Consider the following 20335-nt stretch of genomic DNA (forward strand, 5'->3'; position numbering starts at 1 on the left):
ATTTTCAAAGAAGTTATGTGTTAGCCTGGCCTACCTGAGACAGGCATAAAATTATTGTGGTTAATAACATGGATTAAAGGAATGTTCTTTCATACTTTAGTGAAAGTAAGCAAAAAGGATGGGGGTTGTGAATAAATTTTCTCTTTATTGCTCTCAACTATTAAATCATACGAAATGGATAGAGTTTATTTTAGGGCTTATTTGTGCCCTCTTGGTATTATTGGCCCTACTTTTTAATATTCCTGTGTTCAGCTCATTAATCCTCCAATTAGAAGGAAAAATTTATGATCAAATTATCAGTCTCAATTGGCATTCAAAACCTGAAAACCCTAACGTTGTTATCATAGATATTGATGATAAATCAATAGAAAAAGAAGGGCGATGGCCATGGCCCAGAGATAAAATGGCCAGGTTATTGAATAAATTAAAAGAAAATGGAGTAGTTACTATTGGGCTCGATATAGTGATGTCAGAAGCAGAAACAAATTATGCTTTAGCCCTAATAGAAAAACTACGCCCATTTTCTAATAAAATTACAAAAAATCAAAAACAGTTACTCACCACATTAAATAGCATTGCAACTCAAGTAGATAATGATCAGAGTCTTGTCAACGTCCTACGCGACCAAACTGTTGTATTAGGTTTTTTTTTTCATAACAGTGAAGATATTAAAAAAGGGACTTTACCAACACCATTAAGAGATTCTGAAAACAAGCCCCTTACTGCAAATGGTCTATCTGTATATCAATTTATGAGTTTTAATGGCAATTTGACAGCCTTCGTTATGGCTGCACCCAATGGTGGATTTGTTACCAATTTACCAGATAAAGACGGGATTATTAGACATGCTCTTCTATTAGCCAATTATAACAATAAACTCTATCCTAGTTTATCTCTAGCAATAGCAATGAATTACCTCTTGACTAATAATATTTCTCTAATAAAACACAATAAACAATTGATTGGTATAGAACTAGATGGAACCCGAATCCCAACAAACAGTAACGGCCAAATTCTTATCCCATTTTGGGGTAAACCAGGAACACTGAATTATTATTCAGCAACTGATGTTTTGAATAACCAATTCAAACCTGAAGAATTAGCAGGAGCTATTGCTGTAATTGGTTCATCCATAACGCTCTTGTCCGATTTACACCACACACCTGTCGCCCAATTATTTCCTGGTGTTGAAATGGTTGGTAATATAGTGAAAGGCTTGATAGGGCAAAAAATTACCTGGGAATTTGATTGGCGATCATTTCAAGGGAAGCTCTATTTAATACTTTTTGGTTTGATTTTCGCCATTTTATTTCCTCTTTTTGGTATAATTGGGAAATTAATAATCTCACTGACAACTATTATAGCAATACTGACCGGTACTGTTGCCCTTTTTATATTTAATAATATTTACATTCCCCCAGCATTTTTGCTAACCATTATTACTCTGCAAACTTTAATCAGTTTTTCCTATTCTTACATTACTGAAAATAAACAAAAAAGAACAATAAGAAAATTATTCGGACAGTATGTACCCAAAGAGTATGTCGAAGAACTAATAGAACATCCAGGACACTACAGTATGGAAGGACTGAACCGTGAAATGACAGTTCTGTTCACCGACATACGTAGCTTCACTACAGTAAGCGAAACGCTCGATGCGGCAGGGGTAAAACTTTTGTTAAATTCTTTTTTCACACCAATGACCAAAATCATTTTTGATCATCGGGGAACCATAGATAAATACGTAGGTGACATGATCATAGCATTCTGGGGAGCACCAATTGAAGATAAAAAACATGCCAGTCACGCTATTTTATGCTCTCTTGCCTTTTTTGAACATTTACCTAAAATTAATGCCAGCTTATTGGAACAAGGTTTACCAGCAGTTAATATTGGAGTGGGCATAGCAACTGGTCCTATGAATGTTGGTGATATGGGTTCTGAATTTCGTCGAGCCTATACTGTTCTTGGAGATACTGTTAATCTTGCATCCAGATTAGAGAGTCTTACCAAATTTTATCAGGTGAATATCCTGGCAAGCGACAAGACTCGTTCCGGCTCGAATAACATATTATGGCGTCCAGTAGATAAGGTAGCTGTCAAAGGACGTAAAAGGCCATTGACTATTTATCAGCCTCTGGGTAATGTTACTGAAGCGTCTGAAAAACTTCTCCGGGAGCTAAAAACATATGAAACTGCTTTAGCCCACTATTACAAACAAGATTGGCTTAAAGCAGAAAAACTCTTTAATAAATTAAAGAATGAAAACCCTGAAATCTATTTGTATCAAATGTATATTGAACGAATATTTTCATTTAAAACAACACCTCTTCTGCCTGATTGGGATGGAGTTTATGTTCATACAAGCAAATAAGTCTATAAAGGAAATTTCAACGACAGCAAAAGAATAACGTTAGATCTTAATAAAATAAAAGGATGGATTATGAAAAAAATTGAACTTCATCGGATATTAATAATTATCCTATTTTTACTACTTTCTTCAACAATACAAATATCCTGGGCTAACAAACAAAAAAACTCTGATGAATTCGCAGATATCTCCATCACATTAATTTCGCCCAACAGAACCTTTCCTGTTCAGGCTTGTTCATTCAAATCAATGATGGTCTGCACAATTCTTCTATGGCTTATGGATCCTATGACGCCAGGAATACTTAATATTACTAATAACTCTTCTACTATTACAGCAACTAATATTGATGTCGTACTTCCCAGTGCATTAGAGGAAGGGACTTTTGTACAAAAATCCCGGGCTGGTTGTAATATAGTTCCGCCAGGCAGCACATGTACTATCTCTTTCTTGCCTATTAGTGGCCCCGTTGCTCCTCAGCCTGTTCCTATTACTGGAAACAAAATAAGACCTGCTACTTTTAATCTTGGTATAGTGCCTTAATATTAACCATCATAAGTGGTATTTACCGAATGCTTTCGTTAGGATGAAACATGAGAAAATTAATTTTAATTGGTTTAATTTTTGGAATAAATACTGTTTTTGCTCAACCAATCGCAACAGTATTATTTGCTACTCCAAAAGTAGTAGCTGTTAGAAATAATACAGAATATCCTCTCTCTCGAGGTTCCTCCCTGGAGGTAGGGGATAGCATTGTTACTGGACCAGGCGCTTTAATCAACATCAAATATAAAAACGGAACCTTAGTGAATATTGGCAATAATTCCAGATATAAAATCTTGGCCTTTTCTCCCAAACCATCAGATGTTCAAATTAAAGCTGAATTAACCGAAGGCAAAATAAAATTTAAAACAACCGGTAAATCAAATGAAATTCTAAAAACACCCGTAATAGCAATGGCAATTACGGGAACAACTGCAGAAGTGTTCGTTAAATCAACGAAACTAACCTATTTTAATTTAGTAGAAGGAAATATCAATAATTATACTCCAGGCAGTTATAAAGCAACGCCACAAGGCGTCGAGGTGGCTCCTTTTCCAACAGAAGGTCATGTATCTACCCCAGCCGGATCTGATGGCAGCATCTCAGATAATGAAACGACCGAGAATATCACTTCAGAATCCAATAATGCCACTGATACTACACAAGAGACTGCTGATACGGTTGGATTTGTTCAAACAACCCAAGTAACAGATCAGGTATCTAGCGAAGCATCAGTAGAAGCAGCAACAGCAGCGGCAGCAGCTGATGTCGCTGTTGTTGCTGAAATTGAATTAGCCGACATTTCTTTAGGCTGTATAAGTGTTATATGATTTACTTTCAATGAAATTTGCCAGTCCTCTTTTCCACAACCATACTATCGATTTTTTTAAGATCGATAGTTTGTTTTTGAGTATATCTGTTACCTTCCTTCCTCAATTCACTGACTTAATTAACGTGAGTTCGACATAAAAGGCATTTATGACTTTTATGTCGCTAAACGAACGTTATCCCGTAAAAAAGCGAAGCTTTTTGTACGGGATCCATTCAAAATATCCAGTTCGATATAAGCAAAACCTTGGGTTTTGCTTATATCGAACTGACGTTAATTAGAAAGAAGGCCTGTTTCAATTCATAAGACTCAATAAAAGAAAATGTTGTGATATAATTTATTCATAACGAACAATTAATGGATAATTTGTATGCCCGATATTAATGATATCCCGAAAATTATTAATTTAGTTTGGCTCGGTTCTGTCCCAGATGAGGAATTACTTGAAAATGCTGAAAATTGGAAGAAAAATAATCCAAACTATGATGTGAGGATATGGATCGATTCTTCTTTATATCAATTTCCCGATGATGAACAAAAAGAAAAAGAAATAAGCAAGCAAGTAAAAAAGATTGATAAATGGGCCAAAAAAAATAATATTACAATAGTTGATATTTCTCCTGAAGAATATCGAAGTAAATCAGTAAGGAAATGTAAAAATATCCTGCATAATGAGGAAGTGTTCCAACTCCTAAAAGAATCAACACTTTTTAATTTCTATAATGATGAAGTAACTGGTGATAATAAAAATTATGCTGCTGCTTCTGATATCTTACGAGTAGCTATATTATTTCTTTATGGTGGATTTTATTTTGATGCTAAAGACGTTTTTCCTGGTGATAAACCTATTGATGAGGCCCTTGAAGAACTCAATGAGCAGGAATTAGACTTTTTATATCATTCCATAGGTAACGCCTTTAATAATGATGCAATAGCTAGCATTATAGGTGGTGGAACAATTTCCAGATATTTAGACAATATCATTAAACAATATTGGGAGCTGTATAACGATCCAGAGAAATTAGCCGCTCACCGCAACTCTCTTCTCACTTCTCCTGGAATGGATGATTCAAGAAAAGAATCAACCATTCGTATCTCAGGCCCATCCTCAATGATGTTTAGTTTAACTCAATTAGCTAAAGAAATGCCTTCAAGCGTTTTTAATGTACCTGAGCAACAAATGGTAAGTTGGCTTGATAAAAATCTGGATAAAAACCCGGAAAAAGTTTACACGATGATGCAAAATTATGTATGTCAATCATTTATTTATGAAATAGATGAAGCCATTCAAAAGGTTGATGAAGATTGCGAAACACTAAAGAAAGCACCGGGTTTCTTTTATAATTCAGATAATATTTTGCTAAGAAAAATGGAAAATCTTAAAAATGATTTGGAATCAATAAAAAATATTTTACAGGTGTATTCCATTAATATGCCAATGCATGAAATATGCAAGATATGTATAAAAGAAACAAAAGATATTAACAGAATTAAAATAGACAAGTTATTTAATAATTTACTAACTCGAATGCAAAATTGCTCTAAGTCACTAAAACAATTGCCAGGCTCACTTTATAGTGAAACAGAAGTACTTTTATCCAAAAAATTAGATAGCGAAGATTCAGAAGAATTTTTAACGGAATCTTTAGATAAAGAAAACACTGAAGAAATTCAATCTGAAAAATTGGATGATCAAGAAACTCAAAAAATTTCAACGGAACAAGTTGCAAAAGTTTTACGTAGTGATAAATTATTAGACGAGAGCATACTTAAGGGCTTTGTCGATCTGGTTTTTAATACCCAGGATCAGAAACCGAATTACGAAAAGCTTAACACAGGTACGCTGATAGATCTTTGGTATGGAAAAAAACCATTAAACATCAAACCCAATTAATGTTATAAAAGAAATGATCAAGTTTAGATTAAATTGAAACCCAGGCAAAATTTTGTGTTAAATATGATTGATTTTTACAACTGCGGATTTGTTTGTCAATCAACTAAACAACAAACGTAGTTTTAATTAAAAAAGAGTCGGTCGATAAGCCGGGTTCTGTCGTGGGCAATCATTCATCTGGGACATACGTCACCGCATGCCTCAAGCGACCTACCCGAATCCCGTACGGGCCATACGTTATGACTTTGCAGTCAAATGGATTCCTATTTGGTCTTGCTCCGGGTGGGGTTTTCCCTGCCACGATTGTTACCAATCGCGCGGTGCGCTCTTACCGCACCATTTCACCCTTACCCGCTTTTTCAAAATGGAAAAGCGGGCGGTATATTTTCTGTGGCACTATCCGTAGGTTCACACCTCCCAGGCGTTACCTGGCACTCTGCCCTATGGAGCCCGGACTTTCCTCCCTTTGCTTTTCAGCAAAGAGCGATTGCCTGACCGACTCTGAATTCAATATTAGCAGAGTGCCCAGGCAAAGGCCATAATTATGATGAATTTCTATTGGAATACTAAAAGACGACCTGAATTTAGCAAATTATATAACTGATTAAAAATCACGAGTACCAATAAATTCATCATCAAAGTAACGCTTCAATTTAGTACGCAAAGTACCACGGCTTACACCAAGAACTCGAGCAGCTTTTGATTGATTATAACGAGTTAATTCCATAACAGTACGGAATAAAGGCGCTTCGACTTCTTCAACAATTAATTGATATAAGTTTAAATTGGCATCTTTACTACCAACATTGGTTAAATAACCTTTCACCGCACTAATTACCTGGTGTGACAGGGCATCATTACCTTGCATCACTTGTTGCATAACTGCATTCATTTTCATCTCCTAAATACAAATTTTATGAACATAAATCATGTCCAGCACATCAATTTGGCTTTAACACCATGACCGATATAATATCAAATATCTCAAAGAGTGTAAACATTGTTTTAATGATATTCATTTATTAAGGAATTATTAAGACTTTATTGTATCATTTTAGTTAGGTTTGTAAAAATAATTGCTTTTCTTTTTTCTAAAAATTTACTTTTACAATAAAAAATGTTAACCACTTAAAGAAAGGATGGATCTTATGAATAACTAATAATTTTCATTTAGGGGATATAAAGTTGGATAATAATGTTTCTAATCTGGATTTCCCTGTTTCAATCTCAATTGTTTCAATCAATTTTGATGTTTCATGAAGCAATTCCGATGCATCGTCAGAAACATCACTCAAAGCGTTCACTTTATTTTTGATGGAATAAAGTACAGAGAGAAGAAGATCGACTACAGTCGAATTATTAAATACCCCAAAAGAGCTATGATCGTTTAGAGGATGCTCCTTCATAACAGATATTATTTGCCGTACTTTTGCATAATCAAAAGTGGGGCGTTCAATCAAGCAATGCAGTGCAAAAGTCATTGCGGTAACGGAATAGGAATAACAATTAGACTTGACCATATTACAAGATTGTAGTTGATTAATAGCCTTATCTGCCGCATTCAAAAAATAATCTATCTCACTTTTTCGAAAACTGACTCCTGTTGGATAAAGAGTAAATTCATAATTATCATTTAAATAAGGTAATTCATTATCCTTTCTAGTATTTATCAAAATCCCTTTCTTAAGCCACATTGTAAAATCCAAGGGACTTTGTCGTCCATAAACAGCATAAGTTCCATTCTGTGAATTTGCTAACGCTATAGCTGAATGCGTAATTGGAAAGTGTGGAATAGGTAAACCGCTTTTTGTTGCAAACATCAGTTCATATTGATTTTTTGAAGGCCAGGTTTCTATTGATGATAATTTGTCCTTTTTAACAGTAATAGGCAACCTAGTGTGAAGACAGTGGGATTTATTTCTAACGATCTGTCTTGATACAGCAGAAGTGGCTAATTTAAAAAAAGTAGATAGGCCCTTACCCATAAATTATCCTTTCCATTATAAATCGACAGAAGATTTAATTATGTACATTTTAGCAGGTAATAAGTAATTACAAAAGATGATCTGGTTATTTTTTAATCTACTCATTCATGGTCCGTTTAGTGCCAGGCACAATGCACCAGAGTTTTATGCCTTTAATAATTTGATATAAGGCCACTTACATCAATGATCAATATTTGAACTATTAGTACATATAACTATACTAATAATTAAAAATAACTCTGATTTGATAAAAACGATGGTGAACTAATATGTATAGAAAACTATTCGGGACACTTGCTACAGGTATTGGAGGAGCAGCCAGTTTCTATTTGGGACAGCAAGTCAGTGATTACAGATCATTACAAGCCACTTTGCGGAGTGAAGCCGACTGGACTCCCCCTCAAAGAGGAGTTATGTTTGCAACAAATAAAGAATGGTACATATTTGGGAGACAGAGCCCTCAATACGTACGTGACGAAAGAAAAACTCCGAAACATGAGGAGCACAGAAAAATTGAAGACAGTTCTTTAGTATTAAAACCATTGGGAACCGTAATGGATAATGAAAAACATTACAAATTATTTCAAGGTTCTGATTTTGAAATCGATCTTATAACCAGTGATGATCAATCTCCCTCTTTCATAGTTCCTCCAGAAGCAATGTTAAGTAGTACAATCGATGAATTAAATGATAGCGCATTGTTTGAAGTACACTTTGCCCGCAAACGTGGATTTGCGGATATTTACGAAAAATCCCCATTTTTTCATTCATCAATCGCATTAAGAGGAATTCCTGCAGGAGAAGTACCTAATCCTGATAGAGTTATAGTTAGTGGCGCCGAAATAAAAAGCATTTTAAAAACAACTGAGGAAAAAGTATGCAAAGCCCAACATTGCGATCTTTACTCATCTAATTGCTATACCGCATCAGTCTATGCTTTAGGTCAGTTAATTACAACAATTAATGCAAGACCTGATGTTCCAGAAGAAATAAAATCATCTGATATCGCCAAAGTAACTCATGTGCTCAAGGGAGCGACCACTGATAATTTAGCACGAGGTGTTTCAAACAATCTCCTAATCAGATCTTCCATTATGTATGATATTCACCCCTTGCTAGTGGAACACAGAGTAGTAACTCCTACTAAAGAGGAGAAAGAATACAAAGATAATATCGAGCCCCCAGTACTTTAATTTTATAAGGAAAAAATCTTTATGAATATTAATAAGAGCACATTGATTGATGAGAACTCCTTATCCGATTTAGGGCCATCCGCTTTAAAGTTAATTGAAGCCAAAGGGGCACAACTGGAAAATGAAATTCTATCAAAATTATCAGAACTTGAAAAAATGGTTATGGAGGGTTCATCAAGTGACGAGTTGGTTACTGTCACAATAAATGGCAATCATCAACTTCTGGATCTTATAGTTCATCACCCATTGAATGATTGGGTGGGTGACCAAACCCAAATAAGTCAACTTATTAGTGAAGCAATCAACGACGGGATGTATAAAGTAGACTTAATTATTGAAAAAGAAATTTCAATAATCAAATATAAATACCTCAAACAAGTGCTTGACAGGTTACCAATACTGGAAAATAAATTAACATGAGTTCGATATCAGGGAACAAATCCTGTATTTTTGGGACTCGGAATTAACCCTATCAATCAATTTTTCTGTATCAATTAGTAATTTTTTTGCATCGTCCGAATGTGAATCCAAAGAGCAAATAAGCTTCTTGGTAGCATTAAATGCAGAGAGCAGACTATCAACAACAACTTGATTATTGAGTACCCCAAAAGAGCAGTAATCTCTCAATGGATGCTCATTCATAACTTGTATGATTTGGTGAGCAGCATAATAATCGAAGTTTGGTCGTAAAAGTAGACATTGCAACGCATAGGACATTGCTGTCGTGGAGTAAGAGTAACAATTAGAATTTATCATGTTACATGCCTGAGCTTGATTAATTTTTACATCGGCTGCATTAAGGAAAAAATCAATTTCGTCCTTTGAAAAAGATACCCCTGTCGGGTAAAGAGTAAAACTAAAATTATCATTTAAATACCTTAATTCATTGTCTTTTCTGGTATTAAAACCAATCCCATCTCTAGACCACAATGAGAAATTAAAAGGGCTTTGCCTCCCGTATATAGCATAAGTTCCATCTTCATGATTGGCCAATGCAATTGCTGAATGATTAATTGGGAAATACGGAATGGGCAAACCACTCTTTTTTGCAAACATAAGTTCATATTGAGTCGTTTCAGGCCAATTGTCTAATGAAGACAATCGCTTTTTAGGCACCCATAATGGAGGCTTTGTTTGAATTGATTTTGCAAAATTTGCTACACTGCCAGCGCGAGTTGTTTTAAAAAAACCTAAAATCCTATTAACACCACACATCATAACTCCTTAATGTAACCCAACCAAATAACAGATAGCGCAAATTTCTGCCATAATAACAGTGAACTGTTCGTAATTAAAGAAATTAAAAACCGAGTAATGAACCACTCTTGAATTCTTCCAGGTATTATGGGGGAACATCTTTTCAAACCAATAGCATAGTTAGTATTGATAAATCGCATACAAGCGTTCATCGCTTGCAGCTATTGAATTGAATACTAAGGAAAGTGCTATAATTTAAACTAGTAAAATCTAAAATGTTTGGGAAAACATAGAAAACCAACCTCGTCCAAATCGTTCTTACTTATTTAGGGGGGGAACCCAATGAATAACGATAAAAGTCTGGTAATCGACGAACAGGTACTAAAAACGTTAGGCGCAAAGACTATTAAGCTATTCCAGAAAAAAGGAATCTACCAATTTAAGGATGATGTTCCCTCAAAGATAGCAGAGCTTGATAAAATGGTAGTGGAGGGTTCTTCCAAAGAGAAATTGGTCATTATAAAAATTAATGGCAACCATCAGATTCTTGAGATTGCATTTAATCCCTCCTTCACTGACTGGGAAAAAGACAACGTAAAAACATGCCGACTTATTATAGAAGCTATAAATGACGGGATAAGAAAAATTGATTTGAATATTGAAAAGGAAATTTTTAATTAGAAAATAATCTAATTGGATTTCGCTTTGTTCAACATCAGCATATGCTAAAATTATTTTTGAGAGTGCTCTGAATATTTCGTTGTTCTTCTAACCCACGGTAAAGCTCTCTCCACAACCACATTGCCCCTTTTGATTAGGGTTATTGAAAATAAATTTATAATTTAATCCTTGTTTCACGTAATCAACTTGCATGTTTTTAAGGAAGGGATAGCTTGATTTATCAACACATACCAGATAACTCTCTGACAAAGGAGCTACCATATCCCCTTCTGCTGGAGTCTTAACATAGTCAACTACATAGGATAAACCTGAGCATCCTGTTTTCTTTACTGACAAACGTACTCCCGTATGTCCTGGGTTTTTCTCAAGATATGAAATCAGATGCTTTATTGCTGATTCGCTGAAAGTGATGTTTGGATTTATACTGCTTGCTTGTTGTATCTCCACACTCATAGCATTTACCCCTCAAATTTCTTACTCATTAAAGTCAGTGCCTCCCTATAGATTCCCTCTATCTGGATCGCTATAGGGTACTGATGGTTTGGTATTTCTAATTCACTAAGGAATACCTGATAACTTACTGGCGGAAGTACTCCTATCTTCCTGTTTTCAATCTGGCGGCACAGCCACTCCAGAGCCGCAATGACATATGGATTACCATTGGTTTTAAAGCAAGCCCTGGATATTAATTTATTTTTTTCGCATTTTAAATAAAAGTGTATTGCATTCAACTGATTAACAGGCTGACTTTGCACACAAACTACAAATGGCTTGTTTAAATCCAATTCACCGACATGCCGAGGATGAAAAAAACAATCCTGTACAACTTTATTATACATCATAGTGGTGATAATTCATGCAAACGACTCACTTGTTTGCAAATTATATCAATGGCTTTTATAATTTGCTCCTCTGAAGTAAAACGACCAATGGATAAACGAATAGAGGATTGCGCCTCTTCATCAGTTAATCCTATTGCTCTTAATACATAAGACGGCTGAATACTTGCGGAAGAACATGCTGAGGTAGTCGATACCGCCAATTCATTTAAAGCAAACAAAAGAGAATCCCCGCTTATACCAATAAAACTTATATTGAGATTCCCTGCTATCCTCATACGTTCATGCCCATTTAATTTAATATTAGGTAAATGCCGAATACCATCCCATAACTGTTTACGAAAATTTAAAATACGTTCTTGTTCCGTGATTCGCTCCGTTTCTGCTATAAGGAATGCCTTTCCCATACCTGCAATTTGATGTGTGGGTAAAGTACCAGAACGCAAACCACCCTCATGACCTCCACCATAACTCAAAGCCTGTAAACGAATTCTTGGTTTATGTCTAACATACAGAGCACCTATCCCTTTAGGTCCATAATTCTTGTGTGCGGAAAACGACATTAAATCTACTGAAAGCTGGCTTAGATCGATTGGTAATTTACCTGCGCTTTGAGCCGCATCAACATGAAATATAATCCCACGATTTCGCAGTAACTCACCGATTGATGCAATATCTTGTATAACACCAATTTCATTATTAACATGCATTACTGAAACCAAAATAGTATCTGGCCTAAGAACCGACTCCAACTTCTCAAGATCCAGTAAACCATCTGATTCTGGATTGAGATAAGTGACCTGGAAACCTTCTTTTTCCAATTGATGAAAGCTATCAAGCACCGCCTTATGCTCTGTACTCATAGTAACCAGATGCATTCCTTTATTTTTATAGAATCTGGCAGACCCTAAGATTGCCAAATTATCTGCTTCAGTGGCACCTGATGTAAATACTATTTCTTGTGGAGAGGCATTGATAGTTTCTGCAATTTGGGAGCGTGCGTTTTCAACGGCCATGGAGGCAACTCTACCATATTCATGCGTAACTGAAGCAGGATTACCAAAATCACCTTCAGGACCTAAATATCTTATCATTTGCTCAATAACACGAGGATCTACTGGTGTTGTAGCCATATAATCAAAATAAATCGGTTTTATTGCCAACTTAATCACTCCTATTTCTTTTCTTTGCCCAGTCTAATGATTTTTGAACTTGACTGAGCATCCCTCTTAAAATACTAACCTCCATTTTTTCAAGGTTAATTCTGTTAAATAGTCTCCTCACCCTTTGCATTAACCGCCTGGGATTAGAGGGCTTTAAAAATTGAATTTCAATGAAAACTTCCTGTAAATGTCTATAAAACAGTTCAATTTCATCAGCTGTAGCATATTCTTCATGGCGAAGTGCTACTTCAGCATGAGGTGATAATAATTTCATACGCAGTTCATAAGCTATAATTTGTACTGCTTGAGCCAAATTCAGAGAACTATAATCAGGATTGCTTGGGATATTAATATGGTAGTGACATTTTAATAACTCTTCATTAGTAAGACCTGCATGCTCTCTACCAAATACAATAGCCACTTGAGTATTATCCGATTGTTGATTTATTAATTCAGCACAGGAAACTGGAAGTAAACCAGGCAACGATAGTCCTCTTGGTCTGGCGCTTGTTCCTAAAATTAACTGACATCCAGATAATGCTTCATCCAATGAATCCATTACCACAGCGCTCTCTAAAATATCATCAGCACCTGCAGCCATCTCCTTCGCCTTAAGATCAGGAAATGACTTTGGGTTAACCAAATACAAAGATCCCAATCCCATAGTTTTCATGGCTCTTGCTGTTGAGCCTATATTACCGGGATGGGAGGTTGAAACCAAAACAATGCGAATGGAACTTAATTTCATAAAACATTAATTCTAAATACAATATATAACTATATCATAGGATTTATTGATTGAACTTCTCTCTAGTTAAAAAAAAGTGCTAGAATTGCTGATTTTATAGCTAAAGAGTCTATCCATGGAACCACTTTTAAATATTGCTGTCAATGCTGCCCGACAAGCTGGTGAAATCATCAATCGATATATAGAACAAGTTGATCATTTAAAAATAACTCCCAAAAACAGTCATGAATATTTTAGTGAGGTGGATATAAAAGCTGAGCAAGTGATTATTAATACAATACGTAAAGCCTACCCAGATCATGGTATTCTTGCCGAAGAAAGTGGTATTCAACAAGGAGATAGCGATTCAATCTGGATAATTGATCCACTGGATGGTACTTCAAATTATCTCCATGGATTTCCCTTTTATTCCATATCCATAGCATTAAAGATTAAAAATCGTCTTGAACATGGCGTCATCTATGATCCACTTCGTCACGAGTGTTTTGCTGCAAGCAGAGGACGTGGAGCGAGACTAAACGACAGAAGAATACGTGTATCGAAGCAAACACAGCTAAGCGCCTCGCTTTTAGGTACAGGTTTTCATTTCCGAGATGTGAATCTTGCCCAACGGTATTTACCTACTTTCGAAGCGCTGTTTGGGAAATGTGCTGGGGTAAGAAGAACAGGCTCTGCCGCTCTTGATTTAGCTTATGTAGCAAGTGGTCGTCTGGATGGATTCTGGGACCTCGGCTTGCGTCCTTGGGATATCGCTGCAGGCTCACTACTAATTAGAGAAGCTGGTGGTTTAATAAGTGATGTTCAGGGTGGAGAAGATTTTCTAAACCAGGGTGATGTAGTGGCTGGAACTCCAAAGGTATTTAAGTCACTTCTGCAAACAATATCCCCTGCTTTAAAATAAGTTTTATTTTTCAAAGTAATTGCAGGACTCTCAACTACCTTGACTGAAGTATTTGAACATCTACTCCCTCACGGCTTCGGCTCGGTTTGAACCAGCCAATCCGAGCCTAGACCGTGAAAACTGATGAGAAATTTTAAAATAATTTTACTTTAGTCCTGGCTTAATTCCCAAAGCTACAGGTAATTCATTTGCCATTGCAGTACCCAAATTTTTTGTCAGGCGGTCAAAGACATTTTGCTTTTGAGTATAGTCAACAATATTTGTAATTTTAATTACTTCTCGTGCCAACTGTCCGCTACTAGCATAACCGTCAATTAAACCACTGGCCAAAGCCTGCTCACCTGTCCAAAACAGTCCTGAAAAAGTTTCCTCATTAATGTGAAGTCGATCTCCCCTACCTTCTTTGACACGAGCAATAAACTGCTTATGAACTATATCAAGCATAGTTTGTAGTTTTTCTTTATGAAACTCTGTCGTTGGAGAAAATGGATCCAGAAAAGCTTTATTGACTCCTGAGGTTTGTAATCTGCGTGAGACACCAAGCTTCTCTATCGCGTCAACAAAGCCAAAACCATTATATAGCACACCTATAGAACCAACCATACTTGCTGGGCTTGCATATATTTCATCTGTTCCAACAGCTACATAATAGGCAGCGGAAGCACACATATCGACACAAACAGCATAAGTCTTAATGTCCGGTTTTAGACTTTTGTAATATTGTAAAACATTATAAATGTATTCTGCTTGCACTGGACTCCCACCGGGACTATTAATACGTATAATTATCGCTTTTAACCCTTTACTCTTATACGCTTTATCCATACCCTTGGTAAAATTATCAGAACTTGCAGAACTGGAATCGGTGATTTCACCATTTACATCAATCAAACCAATATGGTCTTTGTTTTTGGATTCCTCGGTACTTTTAGCAAGTAACATTATTTTGTAAGATGAATAAATTAATATCGCCAAAATAATTGCTCGTACGATCCATTTCCATTGGCGTTTTCTTTTCTTCTCCTTGAGATAATCAATTACCAACTGATTAAGTAAAGCTTGTGAATCTGGATTAGAATTAGATGATGTCTCATTATTCATGGAATGCTCTTGAAAAAAGATAAATGATACCCATTTTATGAGATGTAAACTAGAATTAATACCCTAAAATAATTAGAAAAGGTGTTCCTATGAGAATGGACAAACTGACATCAAAATTTCAAATGGCCCTTGCAGATGCTCAATCCCTTGCATTAGGCAGAGACAACGGATTTATAGAGCCTGAACATCTAATGAAAGCCTTACTGGATCAACAAGGCGGAAGCTGTAGACCTCTTCTTAGCAAAGCGGGAGTTAATATACCTCTATTAAGAACTTTAATTGATCAGGCTTTGGATAAGCTTCCTAAAGTATCAGGTACAGGCGGGGATATTCATATCTCTAACGCTTTAAATCGCTTACTTAATCTGACTGACAAATTATCACAACAAAGAAAAGACAATTTTGTTTCAAGTGAGCTCTTTATACTAGCAGCAATAAGCGAAGATAGTAGCCTTGCAAAAATACTGAAACAAGCTGGTGGTGATGCCAAAGCGATTGAAAAAGCAATTGATGAGCTACGGGGCGGAGAATCTGTTAATGATCCAAATGCTGAAGAACAACGACAAGCTCTTGAAAAATATACTTTGGATTTAACGGAACGCGCTGAACAGGGCAAATTGGATCCAGTTATTGGGCGAGATGATGAAATTCGACGTACCATTCAGGTATTACAAAGGAGAACTAAAAATAACCCAGTATTAATAGGTGAGCCTGGTGTAGGTAAAACAGCTATAGTAGAAGGTTTGGCACAACGCATTATCAATGGTGAAGTACCTGAGGGATTAAAAAATAAGCGCTTACTGGCACTTGACATGGGAGCACTGATTGCTGGAGCGAAATACCGGGGTGAATTTGAAGAACGTTTGAAAGGAGTTCTTAATGATTTGGCAAAACAGGAAGGACAAATTATTTTATTTATAGACGAACTTCACACCATGGTAGGCGCCGGAAAAGCCGAAGGGGCTATGGATGCAGGGAATATGCTGAAACCGGCATTAGCTCGAGGAGAATTACACTGTATAGGTGCCACTACTCTGGATGAATACAGACAATACATAGAAAAGGATGCTGCACTGGAAAGGAGGTTTCAAAAAGTACTTGTTGACGAACCTAGTGTTGAGGACACAATTGCTATTTTACGTGGATTAAAAGAACGATATGAAGTTCATCATGGTGTTGAAATTACAGACCCAGCCTTGGTTGCAGCAGCAACTTTATCTCATCGTTACATTAGTGATCGTCAATTACCAGACAAAGCTATTGATTTGATTGATGAAGCGGCTAGTTTAATCCGCATGGAAATTGACTCCAAACCAGAAAGTATGGACAAGCTGGAGAGGCGTTTAATCCAGTTAAAAATTGAACGGGAAGCATTAAAAAAAGAAAACGACGAAGCATCTAAGAAAAGACTCATTGATTTACAAAAAAGCATTGATGAATTGGAACAGAATTATTCTGATTTAGAAGAAATCTGGAAAGCTGAGAAAGCAACAATGCAAGGATCAACACAAATAAAGGAAGCACTTGAGCAAGCCAAACTGGAAATGGAAACAGCCAGAAGAGCGGGAGATTTAAGTCGCATGTCTGAGTTGCAGTATGGACGTATACCTGAACTGGAAAAAAGGTTGAGTCAAGTTACTACTGTCGATAGTATGGAAACAAAACTGGTACGTAACAAAGTGACTGAAGACGAAATAGCAGAAGTCGTTTCCAAATGGACTGGTATCCCCGTATCTAAAATGATGGAAGGAGAAAAAGAAAAACTACTTAAAATGGAAGAAGCATTACACAATCGCTTAATAGGTCAGAATGAAGCGGTAGACGCCGTTTCTAATGCCATTCGGCGCTCGCGTGCAGGCCTATCCGATCCTAATCGTCCAATCGGCTCTTTCCTGTTTCTTGGGCCAACTGGAGTGGGAAAAACCGAACTATGTAAAGCGCTGGCTTCTTTTCTCTTTGATACTGAGGAAGCCATGGTACGAATCGATATGTCAGAATTTATGGAGAAACATTCCGTAGCTCGTTTAATTGGTGCACCTCCCGGTTATGTAGGTTATGAGGAAGGTGGTTATTTGACGGAAGCTGTAAGGCGCAGACCCTACTCTGTGATCTTGCTTGATGAAGTAGAGAAAGCCCACTCTGATGTGTTTAATATTCTTCTTCAAGTTATGGATGATGGGCGTTTAACTGATGGTCAAGGTCGTACTGTTGATTTCAGAAATACTGTTATCGTCATGACCTCTAATTTAGGCTCTCAACTGATCCAGGAAATGAGTAGCAAATTCAATTATGATCAGATAAAAACTGCTGTGATGGAGCTGGTAAGTCAGCATTTTAGACCTGAATTCATTAATAGAATTGATGAGTCTGTGGTATTCCACGCCTTAACTAAAGAACAAATTGGAAAAATTGCCGCAATCCAAATTCACTATTTGCATCATCGCTTGAAGCAACAAAATATCAATCTTGAAGTCACTAATGAGGCTTTATCTCATTTGGCAGAAGCAGGATTCGATCCGGTTTATGGTGCTCGCCCGCTAAAACGCACCATTCAGCAAAAACTGGAAAATCCATTAGCGCAATCATTACTGACTGGAAAATTCAAATCTGGTGAAACCATCATTGTATCTTATAAAAATGGGGCGTTGGAATTTTCGGCACAATGATAATTAACATGGAGTCATTGATTCGTTCCCTCACAGTCGCGATTCAGCTTAAGTTGTAATTTACTTAAGTCATAATCCGAGCCGCGACCGTGAGGGAGTGAATCAATGAACAATTTATTAACTCTATGGCCTAGGTATGTTTATGCTTAAATTGTTACTCCAAATCAGATCAAACAACCAAAGAACTAGTGCTAGTCTCCTGATCTTTTTCTTGAGATTTATTTTGCTCTTGAACTTTTTTATCCAAAGCCAATTCTGTTTGTAGAATAAATGTATTCATGGGCTCTTTCCCACCAAAAAAATCGTAATTTAACTCAACCGAAGGGTTATCTGTAAAATATTTTTTTAGAAATCTGATGCCATTCAGCATATCCTTATCTGTTAATTCATCAGAATTTATTCCCAGTCCCAATGCCTGATATATACAAAATCTCAATTGCTCTTTAATACCCTGATGTTGTAACAACAAACAAAATCCGCCCAAAATCTTATAGCTTGCAAAACTATAACTACAGATATTCATTTCCTTTATGAATGATTGATGATCCAGTTCACCAAATTTTGACTTAATATGGCGTGTATATAACAGATCTACTATGTTTTCCTGTAAATCTTCGGATTTAATATGAGCCTTTATCTGCTCCTCTAAGAGTTCTATATTTAACGTTTTAAAATCCGAGAAATTTCTTTGTAACAGTTTGCTCAAACTATCCAGGGCCTCTTTGATTTGCCGATGCTCTTGTTCCATTTTTTTTAGTAACGATTGCATAAAACCTATTGCTTTGAATTGATTTAATACGGATGAATTGCGTTTTTTATGCTCATCAATAATATCCTGCAAATAGGTTTCAAAGTTCCTGTCAGCCGCAAAATGTGGGTAGGTTTTGTAACGAGGCTTTTTTTCCTCATCTTTGTCCACCACCATTAAGAGCATATTGTCACGAAATGTTTCCAGTGCTGTTACAATCGTTGTTACATCAAGGATTTTCAAGTCATTCACTTGATAATTTTTTTCCATCGATACAGGTAAGCCTAAAGCCACTCTTATTGTTTGAAACAATCGGCAGTCTTTAACTTCAGATGGTGGTTTATATTTAAAAAAAAATGATGGGACAGGAATGTATGAATTAAAAGTATCGTATTCTTTAATTAGTCTAAAATAGCGATGAAGCAAAGCACCTAATAAAAATAAAATACTTTGCTTGTTCTTTTCCTCATTATTTTCCTTTAAGACTTCACGCAGTTCATTACTTAATTGTTTGAATACATCTCTGGCTGTTTCTCGGTCTGTTTTGCAAATCACGACTTTATGAGTTCGCGCTAATAACGTCTCTAAGGTACTCTTAATAATCTCACTGCTTGATGCTGTTTCAGATACCGGAGTATCCGTTATAATTTTATACCTACCCAATAAAGTAGAAAATATGCTCTCTAAATTACGAGTATTCACGCTTATTGTTTCGAACTCGGGCGGAGTAAAGGTCATAATGTCTCCTGTCTAAAACACGCTATTAAGTCCTAAAGTACGCATAATCCCTTTATAAATATCATAGAATGATGTTTCGTGATTCTCTCTTGAATGACGCACTGTATGAATATCTGCTTGAATTGTTTTTCCCAAGCGACGAATTAAATTGGCATAGATTCGTTCATTTCTATTTTGATAAGCAAAAGAACAATATTGGCTTAATGCCTCTAAATTCGAGTCAAATGCTGTATCATTCATGTCTTGTGGAGAATCTACTTGCAAATCTCTTCGAAACAACTCTATCAATGAGCTATTCATAAAATTGGAAACAGTAGAGTTGTAGTGAGACCACATCATCAAGTATATTCCAGCAAGTACTTTGCATTTAAATTCTTTAACATCTTTAGGAGTTACAACAGAACGTCTGGTAATGCTCTTAAGATAAGTCAGCAACTCATCATCATTCTCATTATCGAGGCTTTCTGCGAGCAATTTAATAGTGTATGCGTCTTCCAGAGCAGTGCTGCGAGACGTAAACACAGAAAAAAAACCACAACAACCCGGGGTAGGGACACAACGCCTCGATAAACGATCTGTTAACTTCAATGCATTTTGCTGAAATTCGGCAAACTCAAGCATGGCATCTCTCCCGCAAGTGTCAACCCGCAAGAACTGCAGCGAGTAATACGCCTTAGATGATCAAGTCACTTTTAATTTTTATATCAACCTACAAATAATATTGCAACTATTAATTTA

The 20335-nt window shown here is 36.2% G+C and carries 19 protein-coding genes and 1 other RNA gene; 9 read left to right on the forward strand and 11 right to left on the reverse strand.

The genetic code is table 11. The features are described from left to right. Nucleotides 1–127: 127 nt before the first annotated feature. The 4 genes from ACZ5EK_RS09070 to ACZ5EK_RS09085 all read left to right on the forward strand — a co-directional run bounded on the left by ACZ5EK_RS09070 (nt 128) and on the right by ACZ5EK_RS09085 (nt 5637). On the forward strand, nt 128–2374 hold the full coding sequence (locus ACZ5EK_RS09070; RefSeq protein ID WP_464429198.1) for a CHASE2 domain-containing protein: 2247 nt from the start codon (nt 128–130) through the stop codon (nt 2372–2374). A 69-nt stretch (nt 2375–2443) separates the two neighbouring features. Continuing rightward, complete coding sequence (locus ACZ5EK_RS09075) at nt 2444–2914, forward strand: hypothetical protein (RefSeq protein ID WP_464429199.1); 471 nt, start codon at nt 2444–2446, stop codon at nt 2912–2914. Between the two features lie 50 nt (nt 2915–2964). Beyond that, complete coding sequence (locus tag ACZ5EK_RS09080) at nt 2965–3744, forward strand: FecR family protein (RefSeq protein WP_464429200.1); 780 nt, start codon at nt 2965–2967, stop codon at nt 3742–3744. A gap of 369 nt (nt 3745–4113) precedes the next feature. After that, nucleotides 4114–5637 carry a TcdA/TcdB catalytic glycosyltransferase domain-containing protein gene (locus ACZ5EK_RS09085; RefSeq protein ID WP_464429201.1) on the forward strand — a complete coding sequence of 508 codons (1524 nt, stop codon included), beginning with the start codon at nt 4114–4116 and terminating at the stop codon, nt 5635–5637. A gap of 129 nt (nt 5638–5766) precedes the next feature. Here the strand turns inward: ACZ5EK_RS09085 and rnpB are convergent. From rnpB to ACZ5EK_RS09100, 3 genes are all read right to left on the reverse strand, one after another. Then, an RNA gene (rnpB, locus tag ACZ5EK_RS09090) (RNase P RNA component class A) lies at nt 5767–6140 on the reverse strand. A 101-nt stretch (nt 6141–6241) separates the two neighbouring features. Next, nucleotides 6242–6529, reverse strand: coding sequence for a helix-turn-helix domain-containing protein (locus tag ACZ5EK_RS09095; protein ID WP_464424029.1), 288 nt, complete (start codon nt 6527–6529; stop codon nt 6242–6244). A gap of 274 nt (nt 6530–6803) precedes the next feature. After that, nucleotides 6804–7622, reverse strand: a complete 819-nt coding sequence (locus ACZ5EK_RS09100) for a hypothetical protein (RefSeq protein WP_464429202.1) — start codon at nt 7620–7622, stop codon at nt 6804–6806. 269 nt (nt 7623–7891) lie between these two features. Here ACZ5EK_RS09100 and ACZ5EK_RS09105 point away from each other — a divergent pair, with 269 nt between their 5' ends. Next, a complete protein-coding gene (locus tag ACZ5EK_RS09105) occupies nt 7892–8815 on the forward strand; it encodes a hypothetical protein (RefSeq protein WP_464429203.1) in 924 nt (307 codons plus the stop codon). Nucleotides 8816–8836: 21 nt separating this feature from the next. Next, nucleotides 8837–9235: a YbaB/EbfC family nucleoid-associated protein gene (locus tag ACZ5EK_RS09110; RefSeq protein ID WP_464429204.1), complete on the forward strand. Its 399-nt coding sequence runs from the start codon at nt 8837–8839 to the stop codon at nt 9233–9235. Here ACZ5EK_RS09110 and ACZ5EK_RS09115 read toward each other — a convergent pair. Continuing rightward, nucleotides 9227–10033, reverse strand: coding sequence for a hypothetical protein (locus ACZ5EK_RS09115; protein ID WP_464429205.1), 807 nt, complete (start codon nt 10031–10033; stop codon nt 9227–9229). The genes ACZ5EK_RS09110 and ACZ5EK_RS09115 overlap by 9 nt on opposite strands. A 321-nt stretch (nt 10034–10354) precedes the next feature. On the opposite strand from ACZ5EK_RS09115, the gene ACZ5EK_RS09120 reads away from it, so the two are divergent. Beyond that, a complete protein-coding gene (locus ACZ5EK_RS09120) occupies nt 10355–10693 on the forward strand; it encodes a YbaB/EbfC family nucleoid-associated protein (RefSeq protein ID WP_464429206.1) in 339 nt (112 codons plus the stop codon). Between the two features lie 87 nt (nt 10694–10780). Here the strand turns inward: ACZ5EK_RS09120 and ACZ5EK_RS09125 are convergent, their stop codons facing one another. The 4 genes from ACZ5EK_RS09125 to trmJ are packed head-to-tail and all read right to left on the reverse strand — an operon-like array spanning nt 10781 to nt 13443. Continuing rightward, complete coding sequence (locus tag ACZ5EK_RS09125; RefSeq protein ID WP_464429207.1) at nt 10781–11146, reverse strand: HesB/IscA family protein; 366 nt, start codon at nt 11144–11146, stop codon at nt 10781–10783. Between the two features lie 5 nt (nt 11147–11151). Beyond that, complete coding sequence (locus tag ACZ5EK_RS09130) at nt 11152–11535, reverse strand: iron-sulfur cluster assembly scaffold protein (RefSeq protein WP_464429208.1); 384 nt, start codon at nt 11533–11535, stop codon at nt 11152–11154. After that, nucleotides 11532–12695: an IscS subfamily cysteine desulfurase gene (locus ACZ5EK_RS09135; protein ID WP_464429209.1), complete on the reverse strand. Its 1164-nt coding sequence runs from the start codon at nt 12693–12695 to the stop codon at nt 11532–11534. Before ACZ5EK_RS09135 ends, ACZ5EK_RS09130 begins: the two co-directional genes overlap by 4 nt. Before the next feature lies 1 nt (nt 12696). Beyond that, complete coding sequence (trmJ, locus tag ACZ5EK_RS09140) at nt 12697–13443, reverse strand: tRNA (cytosine(32)/uridine(32)-2'-O)-methyltransferase TrmJ (protein WP_464429210.1); 747 nt, start codon at nt 13441–13443, stop codon at nt 12697–12699. A 115-nt stretch (nt 13444–13558) separates the two neighbouring features. On the opposite strand from trmJ, the gene ACZ5EK_RS09145 reads away from it, so the two are divergent. Beyond that, nucleotides 13559–14344 carry an inositol monophosphatase family protein gene (locus ACZ5EK_RS09145; protein ID WP_464429211.1) on the forward strand — a complete coding sequence of 262 codons (786 nt, stop codon included), beginning with the start codon at nt 13559–13561 and terminating at the stop codon, nt 14342–14344. Between the two features lie 144 nt (nt 14345–14488). Here ACZ5EK_RS09145 and ACZ5EK_RS09150 read toward each other — a convergent pair whose 3' ends face one another. Next, the gene (locus ACZ5EK_RS09150) at nt 14489–15445 is read right to left on the reverse strand and encodes a S49 family peptidase (protein WP_464429212.1); all 957 of its coding nucleotides are present in this window, start codon (nt 15443–15445) and stop codon (nt 14489–14491) included. Between the two features lie 89 nt (nt 15446–15534). Here ACZ5EK_RS09150 and clpB point away from each other — a divergent pair, with 89 nt between their 5' ends. Continuing rightward, nucleotides 15535–18111: an ATP-dependent chaperone ClpB gene (gene clpB, locus ACZ5EK_RS09155; RefSeq protein ID WP_464429213.1), complete on the forward strand. Its 2577-nt coding sequence runs from the start codon at nt 15535–15537 to the stop codon at nt 18109–18111. A gap of 169 nt (nt 18112–18280) precedes the next feature. Here the strand turns inward: clpB and ACZ5EK_RS09160 are convergent, their stop codons facing one another. Both ACZ5EK_RS09160 and ACZ5EK_RS09165 read right to left on the reverse strand, forming a co-directional pair. Continuing rightward, nucleotides 18281–19597: a lpg1751 family Dot/Icm T4SS effector gene (locus ACZ5EK_RS09160; RefSeq protein WP_464429214.1), complete on the reverse strand. Its 1317-nt coding sequence runs from the start codon at nt 19595–19597 to the stop codon at nt 18281–18283. 12 nt (nt 19598–19609) lie between these two features. After that, nucleotides 19610–20218 (reverse strand): hypothetical protein, encoded by a 609-nt coding sequence (locus ACZ5EK_RS09165; RefSeq protein ID WP_464429215.1) that lies wholly within the window; start codon nt 20216–20218, stop codon nt 19610–19612. Between the last annotated feature and the right edge of the window lie 117 nt (nt 20219–20335).

It is taken from the genome of Legionella sp. JM-2024 (assembly GCF_055389095.1).